This window comes from Streptomyces sp. NPDC060366, from assembly GCF_042725135.1.
Taxonomy (GTDB): domain Bacteria; phylum Actinomycetota; class Actinomycetes; order Streptomycetales; family Streptomycetaceae; genus Streptomyces.
Window position 1 is genome coordinate 311,401 of sequence record NZ_JBHXDC010000002.1, and the last position, 13,790, is coordinate 325,190.

Here is a 13,790-nt window from a genome sequence, read left to right on the forward strand (position 1 = left end):
GAATCCGGAGCCATGGAGAACGTACTGCGACCGTTGACCGTGCTGGGTGGCGCGGTCGTCCTCACGCTGCTGCTCGGCTGGGTCGTCGACCTGGCGCTGCGCCGCGCGGACGCCCGGCACCCGGAAACCCCACTGTGGGGACTGCTGCGACGCTGCCGGCTGCCGCTCCAGGTCGTCCTCCTGACCGCACTGCTGCGTGCCACGTACCGTGAGACCGGCTGGTGGATCGTCGTCGACCACCAGTCCGGCATCGGCCGGCTGCTGACGCTGATCCTGATCGCCGCCGGTGCCTGGCTGGTCGTCCACATCGCGTCGGCCGTCGTGGAGTCGACGTACGCGCGCTACGCGACGTCGGCCCGCGACCGGGCGAAGCTCCGCCGGGTCCGTACGCAGGTGACGTTGATCATGCGCATCGTGACCGCCGTGGTCGTGGTGGTGGCGGTCGCGGCGATCCTGCTCACGTTCCCCAGCATGCGGACGATCGGTACGTCCATGCTGGCCTCCGCGGGCATCATCGGCATCGTCGCCGGTGTCGCCGCGCAGTCCACCCTCGGTAATCTCTTCGCCGGCTTCCAGATCGCCTTCGGCGACATGGTGCGGATCGGCGACACGGTCGTGGTGGACGGCGAGTGGGGTGTGGTCGAGGAGGTGACGCTCACGTTCCTGGCGGTACGGACGTGGGACGAGCGCCGGATCACGATGCCGGTGTCGTACTTCACGAGCAAGCCGTTCGAGAACTGGTCGCGCGGCGGTGTCCAGATGACCGGCACCGTCTTCCTCCAGCTCGACCACTCGGCCCCCGTCAGGCTGATGCGCGAGAAGCTGCACGAGATCCTCCAGGACTGCGCGGCCTGGGACGGCCGGGACTGGAGTCTGGCCGTCACCGACACCACCCCGAGCACCATCGAGGTGCGGGCCGTCGTCACGGCGAAGGACGCGGACGACATCTGGACGGCGCGCTGCACGGTCCGGGAGCAGCTGATCGGCTGGCTGGCGGACGAACATCCGTACGCGCTGCCGCGGATCGCGACCACGCAGGCGGCCGTACTCCCCGTCCAGGGGAAGAACGGCGCCGTGGGGCACGCGGGAGCGCACCACGAGCCCGACCCGGCGGTGACGGAGAACGCGGACGGAGACCCGCGCACCGGCCGCGGCTGACGGAGACCCGCGCCACCGGGCCCCTGCCCGGGGAGCGGCCTCAGCGCATGCTGTTTACGTCCAGGTACCTGAGCACCCGGTCCACCACTTCCGGGTTCGCGTTCGGTTCGCTGCGCGCCGACAGGACCTCGTGCCGGGCGGCCGACATCATCTCGCGCTGGATCCGTTGCAGGGTCTTGACGCGTTGGCTGCGCTTGGCGAACCAGTCGCGCCGCTCGTCGTCGACCACGTCCGGGCTGATCCTCGCGCCGATGTCGAACGCCCCGCGCGCCAGGCGTTCGCTCAGCTCCTCGGGCAGTTCCTCGACCTCTTCGATCTCCTTGAGGCGGCGCTTGGCGGCCCTGGCGGCGCGTACGGCCAGTTCGTGCTCGAACCCGCGCTCGGCGTCGATGTCGGCGCTCACGCCGAGACGTTTCACCAGCCACGGCAGGGTGAGTCCCTGGAAGACGAGCGTCGTCATGATGACGGCGAAGGCGATGAAGATGATCTCCTCGCGGCCGGGGAAGGGCGTCCCGTCGTCGGTCTCCAGCGGGATGGCCAGCGCCAGCGCGACCGAGGCGACCCCGCGCATCCCGGCCCACCACATGATGACGGTCTCCCGCCAGCTGACCGGGATCTCCTCGTCGTAGTCCCGGAGTTTGTGCAGCCGTTTGGTGACCCAGACCGCGGGGAGCAGCCACAGCAGCCGTACGCCGACGACGACCCCGACGACGACGGACGACCAGCCGAGCGTCTCCCCGAGATGGCCGTCCGCGGTGCCGAAGGCGTTGTGCAGTTCGAGCCCGATGAGCCCGAAGGCGATGCCCGTGACGAGGAAGTCGACGACCTCCCAGAAGGTGTTCCCGGCGAGCCGTCCCATCACGTCGTCCGCGTCCGCCGAGTGCTCGGCCAGGAAGAGGGCGGTGGTCAGTACGGCGAGGACGCCGGAGCCGTGCAGCTCCTCGGCGAGTACGTAGCTGACGAACGGCACCAGCAGAGTCAGGCCGACCTGGAGGGGCGCGTCGCCGAGCAGCGCCATGAGCTTGTTGGAGAGCCAGCCGAGCACGACGCCCACGACGACCGCGACCACGGCGGAGAGCACCAGCGTCCCGGCCGCGCTCGGCCAGGAGAAGGTGCCGCTGACCACGGCGGCGATGGCCACGTGGTAGAGCACGATCGCCGTGACGTCGTTGAACAGGCCCTCGCCCTCCAGGATGGAGACGAGCCGCCGGGGCAGTCCCAGGGATCCGGCGACGGCGGTCGCGGCGACCGGGTCGGGTGGTGCGACGAGCGCCCCGAGCACGAACGCGGCGGCGAGCGGCAGTCCGGGGACGACGGAGTTGGCCACGGTCGCCACCGCCGCCATCGTGACGAAGACCAGGGCCACCGCGAGCAGGAAGATCGGCCGCAGATTGGCGGTGAACTGCCGCCAGGAGGTGCGCTGTACGGCCGCGTACAGCAGGGGCGGCAGCACCAGCGGAAGGATGAGGTCGGGCGGCACCTCGACGTTCGGCACGAAGGGCAGCAGCGCCAGGACGATCCCGAGGAGGGTCATCAGCACAGGCGACGGCAGATTGAGCCGCTCCCCGAGTGGCACCGTCACCACGGCGCCCAGCAACAGCACGAGCAGCAGCGCCAATTGGGCCACGGTGCGCCCTCCGAGAGTCCAGAGCCCTGACGATCAAGGCTTCTCAACCCTGCCACGCGCGCCGCTGAAACCCGTCGAGGCGCTGCTCCTCGCGGCCCGCATCCGGACCGCGAGGAGACGTTTCGGGGGTGCGCCGCCCGTAAGAGTTACTCGCGGATCCGGTCCCGGATCCAGACTCCGGCCTCCTTGAGCACGCCGGTGCCCGACCACTTGCCGGCGTTGCAGGAGCCCTCCTTGAAGACCGCTCCGGAGCGGTGGTCGTCGGAGTAGTTCCAGTTGGTCCAGGAGATGTTCTTCCGCTTCATCAGGTCGAGGAAGCGCTGCGACTGGCCGAAGTCGTTGGCGCCCTCGCCCGCGTAGTTCTGGGTGCCGAACTCGGTGACGAAGACGGGCAGTCGGTCCGACGCCCGGTCGAGCGCGGCGAGGTACTCGTCGCGGTGGGACGCGGCGTAGAAGTGGAACGTGTACATGATGTTGGAGGCGTTGACGGGGTTGTTCACGACCTCCTTCTCGTCGGCGCCGTCGGAGACGCCGAACGAGGACCAGGCGCGGGTGCCGACGAGGACGACTGCGTCCGGGTCCTGGGCCCGGATGACGGGGATGATCTTCTCGGCGTACGACTTGACGGTCCCCCAGCTCACGTCGGAGGGCTCGTTGGCGATCTCGTAGAGGACGCCGGGGCTGTCCTTGTACTTCTTCGCCATGGCGGTGAAGAAGGTCTTCGCCCGTTCAAGGTTGAAGTTGGGGTCGCCGGGGCTGAGCATGTGCCAGTCGATCACCGCGTACATACCGCGCCTGTGCGCGCCGTCCACGAACTTCTGGGCGAGGGAGGTGAAGCGCTGCGGGTCGGTCTCGTAGCCGCCCTCCTGGACGTACGTGGAGACGCGCAGCACGTCGGCCCGCCACTCGTTGGCGAGGACGTCGAGCGAGCCGTCGGTGACGCACTGGGAGTACCACTGGGTGCCGTGCGTGCTCATGCCGCGCAGCTGGACGGCCTGGCCCTGGCTGTTGCAGAGGCGGGTGCCGCAGACCCTGAGCTGGCCGTTCTCACTGATGGGGGAGGCGACGCCGGCGGGTGCCGCGGTGCCGGTGGGAGCGGTGGCGGCGCCCGCTCTCATCGGGGACAGCATGGCGGTGACGATACCGAGCGCGGAGACGGCGAGGAGTGCCTTGCGGCCGCGCCGACCTCGGGAATGGGGCGCGCGGGGCGGGTGGGAGGTGGCGTGCTGGGGCATGGGGTGGTGCTCCCTTCGGGTGGGGTCCGGTACGGGAGATCAACTGTCAGAGGCATGACAGCAAGTGAGTGAAAGTTAAGGTTGTTTCCAATCACCGTCAAGAGTGTTGGGAAAGTTTCCTAACGATTGCTGCGCGAGGACCGCCCGAGATCGCCCGGTTGCCCCTGAACCCCCCATGTGACCGTCGCCGCGGCCACCGCACGGCCCGCTACAGCACGCGCCGCATACCCCGGTGCGGGATCCCCACGGACTCGTACTCCGCGCCGTACGCCTCGTAGCCCAGGCGCTCGTAGAAGCCGAGCGCCCGCGTCTGCGCGTGCAGTTCCACCGCCAGCAGACCGCGCTCGCGCGCCAGGTCCTCCACGGCCCGCACCAGCGCGGCGCCGATCCCGAGGCCGCGCGCCTCCTCGGCCACCGCGAGCCGGCCGAGCGAGCCGACCGTAAGGTCACCGCCGGTCCGGTCCGCCGCCTCCGGGCCGTACAGCAGCCTCGACGTACCGAGCGGCAGCCCGTCGCCGCGCACCGCGAGCACATGCTCGGCGGCGGCGTCCAGGGCGTCGTGGGAGTCGAACTCAAGGTCCTCGGGGACGTGTTGCTCCACGACGAACACCCGCCGGCGGACCGCGAAGCACGCCTCACGGTCGGCCTCGCCCGCGGCGGAGCGGATCTCGTACGCCGCCGCCCCGTCCCCGGCGCCGCCGAGCCGGGGGCCGACCCCGGTCTCCCCCGCGCTCACGCGTTGCTCTCGGCCCGTACCTTGTCCAGCGCGCTCTGGAGATCGTCCGGATACGTGCTCTCGAACTCCACCCACCGGCCGTCCGACGGGTGCTCGAAGCCCAGCTTCATCGCGTGCAGCCACTGGCGGGTCAGCCCCAGCCGCTTGGCCAGCGTCGGGTCGGCGCCGTACGTCAGGTCGCCGACGCACGGGTGGCGGTGGGCTGCCATGTGCACCCGGATCTGGTGCGTACGGCCCGTCTCCAGCTTGATGTCCAGCAGCGAGGCGGAGCGGAAGGCCTCGATCAGGTCGTAGTGCGTGACCGACGGCTTGCCCTCGGCGGTCACGGCGAACTTGTAGTCGTGGTTCGGGTGCCGCCCGATGGGAGCGTCGATCGTGCCGCTCATCGGGTCCGGATGTCCCTGCACCAGCGCGTGGTAGCGCTTGTCGACGATCCGTTCCTTGAACTGCGCCTTGAGCGAGGTGTACGCGCGCTCCGACTTGGCCACCGCCATCAGCCCGGACGTGCCGACGTCCAGCCGGTGCACGACGCCCTGCCGCTCGGCGGCGCCGGAGGTCGAGACGCGGTAACCGGCGGCGGCCAGACCGCCGATGACGGTCGTACCCGTCCAGCCGGGGCTCGGGTGCGCGGCCACGCCGACCGGCTTGACGACAACGACGATGTCGTCGTCGTCGTACACGATCTCCATGCCCTCGACCGGCTCCGCCACGACCCGCACCGGGGCGACGGGCTCCGGCATCTCCACTTCCAGCCAGGCGCCGCCGCGCACCCGTTCGGACTTGGCGACCACAGCCCCGTCGACCTGCACCTTCCCGGCGGCGGCCAGCTCGGCCGCCTTCGTACGGGAGAACCCGAACATACGGGCGATGGCGGCGTCGACGCGCTCACCCTCGAGGCCATCGGGAACGGGCAGGGTGCGGATATCGGGAACGGTGCTCACCCGTCGAGTATGCCTTGCCCGCACCGCCCGACCGCCCACGGAGAGCGCCCACGGGCCCGGAACGGCCCGCGGACGGCGTGCGGGCGCCGGTTCAGTCGCGGTGGACGGTCCCGTCGGGGTCGAGGCCGCGGAAGGACAGGATCACGATCAGGAAACCGCCGCAGACGATCGCGGAGTCGGCGAGATTGAACACCGCGAAGTTCGCCGGCGCGATGAAGTCCACGACGGCGCCCTTGAACACCCCCGGCTCGCGGAAGATCCGGTCGGTGAGATTGCCGAGCGCCCCGCCGAGCAGCAGACCGAGCGCGAACGCCCACGGCCCGCTGTAGAGCTTGCGGGCCAGTCGCGCGATCACCACGATCACGGTCGCCGCGACGAACGTGAAGAAGACGGTGTACGCCTCGCCGATACCGAAGGCCGCCCCCGCGTTGCGCACCGCCTCGAACTTCAGCAGATCGCCGATGACCTCGATGGGCTCGTGGTGCTCCAGTTTCGCCACCACGAGCATCTTGCTGCCGAGGTCGAGCAGGTAGGCGACCAGTGCCACGGAGAACAGCGCGACGATCTTGCGCCTCCCCCGGACCGGCTCGGCGGGAGCCGCGCCCTCGTCGTCAAGATCCGGCGTTCCGATGACGCGCTCCGCCTCTGCCACGTGTGTCCCTCAAGTTAGATCCCGATTAGCGTCGAGGGTACGGCACACGCGTACGGTCTCAGCCTCGCCTTTCCTGCTTCTGCTTGTCCTCGACACACAGCGTGGCCCGCGGGAACGCCTGCATTCTGGCCTTGCCGATCGGCTTGCCGCAGACCTCGCAGAGGCCGTACGTACCGGCGTCCAGGCGCAGCAGCGCACGCTCCGTCTGCTCGACCATCTCGCGCGCGTTCGCCGCGAGGGACATCTCGTGCTCCCGCGTGATGTTCTTGGTCCCGGTGTCGGCGTCGTCGTCGCCCGCGCCGTCGCCGGAGTCCCGCATCAGCCCGGCGAGCGCCTGCTCCGACGACGAGATCTCGGCGTTCAGCCGGGCCGCCTCGCTCTCCAGGCCGGCCCGCGCCTCAGCGACCTCCTCCTCCGTCCAGGGGTCCTCGCCCGGCCTCACGGCGAGCCCTCCGGGGGGTGTGGTGCCGCGCGCCGGGGACACCGCGGTGGCCGTACCGCCCGCGGCCGCCGCTGCCCTCTTACTCGCTGTCTTCTTCGCTGCCACCGTCTTGGCTCCCGTCTGTTCCGCGGCCTCGGCCGCCCCCTCGGCCGCGGACGCGGCCCTTTTCGCGGTCTTCTCGGCGGCAACCTTCTTGGGAGGCGCCGTCTTCCTGGCCGCGGTCTTCTTCGCAGGTGCCTGGTGCTCCGGCTCGGCCGCGGCGGTCTCCTCCGCGGCCGGTGCGTGCGTAGCCGGTGTCTGTCGCTCCGGTGCCTTCGTCGCCGACGTCTTCTTCGCAGCCGTCTTCTTGGCGGCTGTCTTCTTGGCGGCTGTCTTCTTGGCCGTTTCCTTCTTCTCAGCCGCTTTCCTGGCCGCTGTCTTCTTCGCGGCGGTCTTCTTCGCCACCATGCCGCGGCCCCTTCACATTTTGTGATCTTGCACGCGAGTCGTGCTGGGACGATAAATCGACACCAGCCACGCGGCAACGGGGCACGCCGCCGGTGAGACCCGCCTCCGCCGGTGACAAGGCGAGCCTCCATCCGTTGTGCCCAGCTCCCCGCCGGGTAATCCGCCCCGGGGGCGGCTCGGGGAAGTCCGCGGGCCCCGCCGGACCCATTCGGGTCAGCGGCGGCGCCGTACGCCGCACAGGCCCCGCTCCCGCCCCGTGACACCTTTCCGGGGCCCTCGCGCCGGCCCCGGAAAAACGGTCGGCCGCCCCTGTCACGGCCCCGTACACTGGGCCGAGCGAGAGGCGTGGATGGGGACGAGTAGCTCCGAGAGCGGCCATGAGCGACCCGGGGACGGTGCGAGCCCGGGGGCAGGGCGCGGAGTGAAGCATCACCCCGGAGCCGCCGGAAGAAAGCCCTGGCAGTACGCGGGGCCGTAGACCCGGCAGCGCGACCCCAATGAGGGGGCCGAGGGCGGCGACGCCCGGGGCCAAGGAGGGTGGTACCGCGGGAGCCGGAGGCTCTCGTCCCTCCGACGGAGACGCCGCAGATCCGTTGGAGGAGTTTCATCCATGACGCCACCGCTGTACAGCCAGGTACCCGCCCAGGTCGACCTGCCCGCCCTCGAGCACGCCGTGCTCGACTTCTGGCGTGAGAACAAGGTCTTCGACAAGACCCTGGCGCAGTCCGAGGGCCGCCCGGAGTGGGTCTTCTACGAAGGCCCGCCCACCGCCAACGGCATGCCCGGCGCCCATCACATCGAGGCCCGCGTCTTCAAGGACGTCTTCCCGCGCTTCCGTACGATGCGCGGCTACCACGTCGCCCGCAAGGCCGGCTGGGACTGCCACGGCCTGCCGGTGGAGATCGCCGTCGAGAAGGAGTTGGGCTTCACCGGCAAGCAGGACATCGAGAAGTACGGCATCGCCGAGTTCAACGAGAAGTGCCGCGAGTCGGTGACCCGGCACACCGGCGCCTTCTCGGAGCTGACGACCCGCATGGGTTACTGGGTCGATCTGGACGACGCCTACCAGACGATGAACCCCGAGTACATCGAATCCGTCTGGTGGTCGCTGAAGGAGATCTTCGACAAGGGCCTGCTCGTCCAGGACCACCGGGTCGCCCCGTGGTGCCCGCGTGACCAGACGAGCCTCTCGGACCACGAGCTGGCGCAGGGTTACGAGACGATCGTCGACCCGTCCGTCTTCGTCCGCTTCCCGCTGACCTCCGGCCCGCTGGCGGGCGAGGCCGCCCTCCTCGTCTGGACGACGACACCCTGGACCCTGGTGTCCAACACGGCGGTCGCCGCCCACCCCGACGTCACGTACGTCGTCGCGACGAACGGCACGGAGAAGCTCGTCGTCGCCGAACCGCTGGTGGAGAAGGCGCTCGGCGAGGACGGCTGGGAGCTGACCGGCGAGCGGTTCACGGGCCGCGAGATGGAGCGCTGGACGTACGAGCGTCCGTTCTCCCTCGTCGAGTTCCCCGAGGGCTCCCAGGCGCACTACGTCGTCAACGCGGAGTACGTGACGACGGAGGACGGTACGGGCCTGGTCCACCAGTCCCCCGCGTTCGGCGCGGACGACCTCGTGGTCTGCCGGGCGTACGGCCTCCCGGTGGTGAACCCGGTCCGTCCCGACGGCACCTTCGAGCAGGACGTGCCGCTCGTCGGCGGCGTCTTCTTCAAGAAGGCCGACGAAGCGCTCACCGCCGATCTGGAGGCGCGCGGGCTGCTGTTCCGGCACGTGCCGTACGAGCACAGCTATCCGCACTGCTGGCGCTGCCACACGGCGCTGCTGTACTACGCGCAGCCGTCCTGGTACATCCGTACGACCGCCGTCAAGGACCGCCTCCTCGAGGAGAACGAGAAGACCAACTGGTTCCCCGACTCGGTCAAGCACGGCCGGTACGGCGACTGGCTGAACAACAACGTCGACTGGTCCCTGTCCCGCAACCGCTACTGGGGCACGCCGCTGCCCATCTGGCACTGCGAGGACGGGCACCTCACCTGCGTGGGCTCGCGCGCCGAACTGACCGAGCTGAGCGGCGCGGACCAGTCGTCGCTCGACCCGCACCGCCCGTTCATCGACGCGGTCACCTTCCCCTGCCCGACCTGCGGGCAGACGGCGACGCGCGTCCCCGAGGTCATCGACGCCTGGTACGACTCCGGCTCGATGCCGTTCGCGCAGTGGGGATACCCGTACAAGAACAAGGACCTCTTCGAGAAGCGCTACCCCGCGCAGTTCATCTCCGAGGCCATCGACCAGACGCGCGGCTGGTTCTACACGCTGATGGCCGTCGGCACGCTCGTCTTCGACAGGTCGAGCTACGAGAACGTGGTCTGCCTCGGGCACATCCTCGCCGAGGACGGCCGGAAGATGTCCAAGCACCTGGGCAACATCCTTCAGCCGATCCCGCTGATGGACAAGCACGGCGCGGACGCGGTGCGATGGTTCATGGCGGCGGGCGGCTCGCCGTGGGCGGCGCGTCGGGTCGGTGACACGACCATCCAGGAGGTCGTCCGCAAGACGCTGCTGACGTACTGGAACACGGTCGCCTTCCAGGCGCTGTACGCACGCACGTCGGGCTGGGCCCCCTCCGCGGCCGACCCGGCGCCGGCCGAGCGGCCCGTGCTCGACCGCTGGCTGCTGAGCGAGCTGCACGCGCTGGTCGACCAGAGCACGCGCGCGATGGAGGCGTACGACACACAGCGGGTCGGCAAGCTGCTGTCCGCGTTCGTCGACGACCTGTCCAACTGGTACGTACGCCGCTCACGCCGCCGCTTCTGGCAGGGCGACAAGGCGGCCCTGCGTACGCTCCACGAGGTCGTCGAGACGGTCACCCGCCTGATGGCCCCCCTCACCCCGTTCATCACGGAGCGGGTCTGGCAGGACATGATCGTCCCGGTCACGCCCGACGCTCCGGAGTCCGTGCACCTCTCGACGTGGCCCGAGCCGGATCTGTCGGCGATCGACCCGACGCTGTCCCGGCAGATGACGCTGGTACGGCGGCTGGTCGAGCTGGGCCGCGCGACACGGGCCGAGTCGGGCGTGAAGACGCGCCAGCCGCTGTCGCGGGCGCTGGTCGCGGCGTCGGGCTTCGAGACGCTGTCGCCGGAGCTGCGCGCGCAGATCACGGAGGAGCTGAACGTCTCGTCACTGGCGTCGCTCTCGGAGGTCGGCGGCTCGCTCGTCGACACGACGGCGAAGGCGAACTTCCGGGCGCTGGGCAAGCGGTTCGGCAAGGGCGTGCAGGCGGTGGCGAAGGCGGTCGCCGACACGGACGCGGCGGCGCTGTCCGCGGCGCTGCGGGACGGGACGGCGTCGGTCACGGTCGACGGCGAACCGGTCTCCCTGGCACCGGACGAGGTGATCATCACCGAGACGCCCCGCGAGGGCTGGTCGGTCGCGTCGGACTCGGGCGCGACGGTGGCGCTGGACCTGGAGATCACCCCGGAGCTGCGCCTGGCGGGCCTGGCCCGCGACGCGATCCGTCTGATCCAGGAGGCCCGCAAGAACAGCGGCCTGGACGTCGCGGACCGCATCGCCGTCCGCTGGACGACCACGACGGACGAGACGCGCGCGGCCCTGACGACCCACACGCCGCTGATCTCCGACGAGGTCCTGGCCCTGACCTTCGAACCGGGCGCCCCGGACGCGACGTTCGGCCCGGCGTTCACGGACGAGGGCCTGTCGCTGACGTTCCACCTGCGCAAGGTCTGACGGCGGGGGCGGGGTGGGGGGCCGGGTCCGCTGCGCGGAGCGGTCCCCTCCCCGCCCCTTCCCGAAACCGGGGGCACCGCCCCCGGACCCCCAACTGCCGTGCGACGGCAAGCAGTCCCGCCCGGCCCGGCGGCGCCGACCGCACGAGCCACCCCACAGCGGCAAACAGCCACGGCGTCCCGGAACCCTGCGGGGCCGGCACCTGACCGCCGCGTAGCGCGTGCCGCAAGACACCAACCGCCGCGCAGCGGCAAACAGTCACGGCGCACCGGCCCCGGCCGGGGGGCGAAGCCACCGGTCCGCGCCCAACCACCGGCTACAGAAACCGGGAACCGGCCGCACCAACCGCCGCGCAGCGGCGTACCGCAGGGGGTCCGGGGGCTTGCCCCCGGTTTCGGGAAGGGGCGGGGAGGGGATCCGGCCTCGCGCGAGCGAAAAAGGGCCGGGCCCGGGGAAATCCCCGGGCCCGGCCCTTCAGCCTGCCGACGGCTGCGCGCGACTCTCGCGCCCAGCGCCCGTCAGTTGTCGTCCTCGTCGATCAGGAACCCGCGCATCGGCGACGGAGCCTGCTGCATCGGCTGCATGGGCTGCGGCGCCTGCGGCCGGACCGGTGCCATCGGCTGGGTCATCGCCGGGGACATCTGCTGCTGGTTCCCGTACGACGGTCCGCCCGACGACGGGCCGTGCCCGCCGCCCATGGACGGGTTGCCGCCCATGGTGTGCCCCATCGCGCCCGCACCGGCCGGTGCCATGGACGGCGACGGCGGCAGTGAGGCCGCGGCCGGCGTACGCGGCGGGGCCAGCGAATCGTCGGCCTGGGTCTCCAACTGGCGCAGCTGGCTCTCCAGGTAGGACTTCAGCCGGGTCCGGTACTCGCGCTCGAAGCCGCGCAGGTCTTCGACCTTGCGCTCAAGCGTCGCGCGCGCGGACTCCAGGGAGCCCATCGCCACGCGGTGCTTCTCCTGCGCGTCCCGCTCAAGGGCGTCCGCCTTCGCACGGGCGTCCCGCTCCAGACCCTCGGCGCGGCTGCGCGCCTCACCGACGATCTTGTTGGCCTCGGAACGGGCCTCCGCGATCGCCTGGTCGGCGGTCTGCTGGGCGAGCGAGAGCACACGCGCGGCGCTGTCGCCGCCGGGTCCGCCCTGACCGGGCTGCGGGCCGTGCCCCATGGGGCCGCCCATCGGTCCACCCATGGGTCCGCCCTGCATCTGCCCCTGCATCTGGCCCTGCATAGGACCACCCTGCATCTGGCCCTGCATGGGGCCGCCCTGCATGGGACCGGGACCGTGCTGACCCTGCGGGCCGGGGCCGTGGCCGGGGTGTCCACCCGGGCCGGGGCCGTGTCCGCCGGGGCCGGCGGGAAGCTGCGGGGGCCCACCCGGCAGCTGCGGCTGGCCCATCTGCGGGGGCTGCTGCTGCTGGACGGGAGGTCCTGATATGGCGGCGGGGACAGGGGCACCCGGCCGCTCCTGCTGCTCGGGAGGCTTGCGCATCCCTTGCTGCTGTTGCTGCTGCTGGTTCTGCGCGGCGGCACGCGTCGCGGCGGCCAGCTTGGCGCGCAGGTCCTCGTTCTCACGAAGCAGGCGCGTCAGTTCGGCCTCGACCTCGTCTAGGAAGGCATCGACCTCGTCCTCGTCGTAGCCTTCGCGGAGGCGGACGGTCGTGAACTGCTTGTTCCGCACGTCCTCGGGGGTCAACGGCATCTCTTCTTCACCTCTACGTAGTCGTCGGCAGTCGGCAAGACCGTATCGTTCACATTGCCCTCGCAAGGCCGCTGACGACCTGGATGAGGATGTACACGATGATCATCAGAACGAAGAAGGACAGGTCGAGTGCCACGCCCCCGAGACGCAGCGGCGGAATGAACCGCCGCAGAAGCTTGAGCGGTGGATCGGTGACAGTGTAGGTGGCCTCCAGAACGACCACCATTGCCTTGCCGGGCTGCCATGAGCGGGCGAATTGGAAGACATAATCCATGACCAGCCGGAAGATCAGCACGATGAGGAAGCACACCAGCGCGATGTAGACCACCTGTAGCGCAACGCTCATCCCGCGCTTCCCTCTCCCCTGGTTTCTCTGGTTCCGGCCTCGCGGCCGGGTCGTTCCCGGTGTCGTGTCTCAGCTCTGGTTGAAGAACCCGCCCTCTGCGATACGGGCCTTGTCCTCCGCCGTGACGTCGACGTTAGCAGGCGACAACAGGAACACCTTCTGCGTCACTCGCTCAATGCTGCCATGGAGACCGAAGACAAGTCCCGCGGCAAAGTCGACAAGTCGCTTCGCATCGGTGTCGTCCATCTCCGTCAGATTCATGATCACCGGGGTGCCCTCACGGAAGTGTTCCCCGATGGTACGGGCCTCGTTGTAGGTCCGCGGGTGCAATGTGGTGATGCGGTACGGCTCTCGCTCGGACACGACCTTGGGCATGATCACTGGTGCGTTCTTCTCCAGGCTGGGGCGTTCAGGTGTGATGGATGCCACGGGGGCGATTCGGGCAGGACGTCCGCTTTCTGCCGCTACCGGCACCGGCTGACGCTCCCGTTCTCGCTGCGGGGGCGGCTGCACCACTCGTACCGGTTCGTCCCGTTCGACCTGGTGCACCGGCTGGTGGCGCCGGTGTTCACGCTCGGGTTCGGGCTCGGGTTCGAAGTCGTCATCGGGGTCGAAACCCCGGCCGTCGTACCCATCGTCCTCCACGAGGCCGAGGTAGACCGCCATCTTGCGCATCGCGCCGGCCATGCTCTGAGTCCTCCGCTCTGTGGTGGATCGGCCTCGTCACCAAGTGCCCTCGATCCACT

11 protein-coding genes are annotated in these 13,790 nt (G+C 70.2%); 2 read left to right on the top strand and 9 right to left on the bottom strand.

Features of this window, described 5'->3' with window-relative positions; translation table 11 throughout:
* Window positions 1-12: 12 nt before the first annotated feature.
* Window positions 13-1,158, top strand: a complete 1,146-nt coding sequence (locus ACFWHU_RS06120) for a mechanosensitive ion channel family protein (protein ID WP_385801812.1) — start codon at window positions 13-15, stop codon at window positions 1,156-1,158.
* A gap of 40 nt (window positions 1,159-1,198) precedes the next feature.
* Here the strand turns inward: ACFWHU_RS06120 and ACFWHU_RS06125 are convergent, their stop codons facing one another.
* The 6 genes from ACFWHU_RS06125 to ACFWHU_RS06150 all read right to left on the bottom strand — a co-directional run bounded on the left by ACFWHU_RS06125 (window position 1,199) and on the right by ACFWHU_RS06150 (window position 7,238).
* Complete coding sequence (locus ACFWHU_RS06125; protein WP_385801810.1) at window positions 1,199-2,785, bottom strand: Na+/H+ antiporter; 1,587 nt, start codon at window positions 2,783-2,785, stop codon at window positions 1,199-1,201.
* 146 nt (window positions 2,786-2,931) lie between these two features.
* Window positions 2,932-4,020 (bottom strand): glycoside hydrolase family 5 protein, encoded by a 1,089-nt coding sequence (locus ACFWHU_RS06130; protein WP_387224128.1) that lies wholly within the window; start codon window positions 4,018-4,020, stop codon window positions 2,932-2,934.
* A 208-nt stretch (window positions 4,021-4,228) separates the two neighbouring features.
* A complete protein-coding gene (locus ACFWHU_RS06135) occupies window positions 4,229-4,687 on the bottom strand; it encodes a GNAT family N-acetyltransferase (protein ID WP_385801909.1) in 459 nt (152 codons plus the stop codon).
* A gap of 65 nt (window positions 4,688-4,752) precedes the next feature.
* Entirely contained in the window at window positions 4,753-5,697 is a 945-nt protein-coding gene (locus ACFWHU_RS06140; protein WP_385801807.1) for an RluA family pseudouridine synthase, read from the bottom strand.
* Between the two features lie 91 nt (window positions 5,698-5,788).
* The gene (lspA, locus tag ACFWHU_RS06145) at window positions 5,789-6,349 is read right to left on the bottom strand and encodes a signal peptidase II (RefSeq protein ID WP_385801805.1); all 561 of its coding nucleotides are present in this window, start codon (window positions 6,347-6,349) and stop codon (window positions 5,789-5,791) included.
* Between the two features lie 58 nt (window positions 6,350-6,407).
* Window positions 6,408-7,238 (bottom strand): TraR/DksA family transcriptional regulator, encoded by an 831-nt coding sequence (locus ACFWHU_RS06150; RefSeq protein WP_387224129.1) that lies wholly within the window; start codon window positions 7,236-7,238, stop codon window positions 6,408-6,410.
* Window positions 7,239-7,848: 610 nt separating this feature from the next.
* Between ACFWHU_RS06150 and ileS the strand changes: the two genes are divergently transcribed.
* Window positions 7,849-10,995 (top strand): isoleucine--tRNA ligase, encoded by a 3,147-nt coding sequence (gene ileS / locus ACFWHU_RS06155; RefSeq protein ID WP_387224130.1) that lies wholly within the window; start codon window positions 7,849-7,851, stop codon window positions 10,993-10,995.
* Window positions 10,996-11,513: 518 nt separating this feature from the next.
* On the opposite strand, the gene ACFWHU_RS06160 is transcribed toward ileS, so the two are convergent.
* The 3 genes from ACFWHU_RS06160 to ACFWHU_RS06170 form a co-directional block, all read right to left on the bottom strand.
* Complete coding sequence (locus ACFWHU_RS06160; protein ID WP_329032726.1) at window positions 11,514-12,698, bottom strand: DivIVA domain-containing protein; 1,185 nt, start codon at window positions 12,696-12,698, stop codon at window positions 11,514-11,516.
* Between the two features lie 49 nt (window positions 12,699-12,747).
* Entirely contained in the window at window positions 12,748-13,044 is a 297-nt protein-coding gene (locus ACFWHU_RS06165; protein ID WP_385804591.1) for a YggT family protein, read from the bottom strand.
* Between the two features lie 69 nt (window positions 13,045-13,113).
* The gene (locus ACFWHU_RS06170; protein ID WP_031231917.1) at window positions 13,114-13,731 is read right to left on the bottom strand and encodes a cell division protein SepF; all 618 of its coding nucleotides are present in this window, start codon (window positions 13,729-13,731) and stop codon (window positions 13,114-13,116) included.
* Window positions 13,732-13,790 lie beyond the last annotated feature (59 nt).

Coding starts and splice junctions, on each gene's coding strand:
- ACFWHU_RS06170 (WP_031231917.1), bottom strand. CDS start 13,731: ATGGCCGGCGCGATGCGCAAGATGGCGGTCTACCTCGGCCTCGTGGAG.
- ACFWHU_RS06165 (WP_385804591.1), bottom strand. CDS start 13,044: ATGAGCGTTGCGCTACAGGTGGTCTACATCGCGCTGGTGTGCTTCCTC.
- ileS (WP_387224130.1), top strand. CDS start 7,849: ATGACGCCACCGCTGTACAGCCAGGTACCCGCCCAGGTCGACCTGCCC.
- ACFWHU_RS06150 (WP_387224129.1), bottom strand. CDS start 7,238: ATGGTGGCGAAGAAGACCGCCGCGAAGAAGACAGCGGCCAGGAAAGCG.
- ACFWHU_RS06120 (WP_385801812.1), top strand. CDS start 13: ATGGAGAACGTACTGCGACCGTTGACCGTGCTGGGTGGCGCGGTCGTC.
- ACFWHU_RS06160 (WP_329032726.1), bottom strand. CDS start 12,698: ATGCCGTTGACCCCCGAGGACGTGCGGAACAAGCAGTTCACGACCGTC.
- ACFWHU_RS06130 (WP_387224128.1), bottom strand. CDS start 4,020: ATGCCCCAGCACGCCACCTCCCACCCGCCCCGCGCGCCCCATTCCCGA.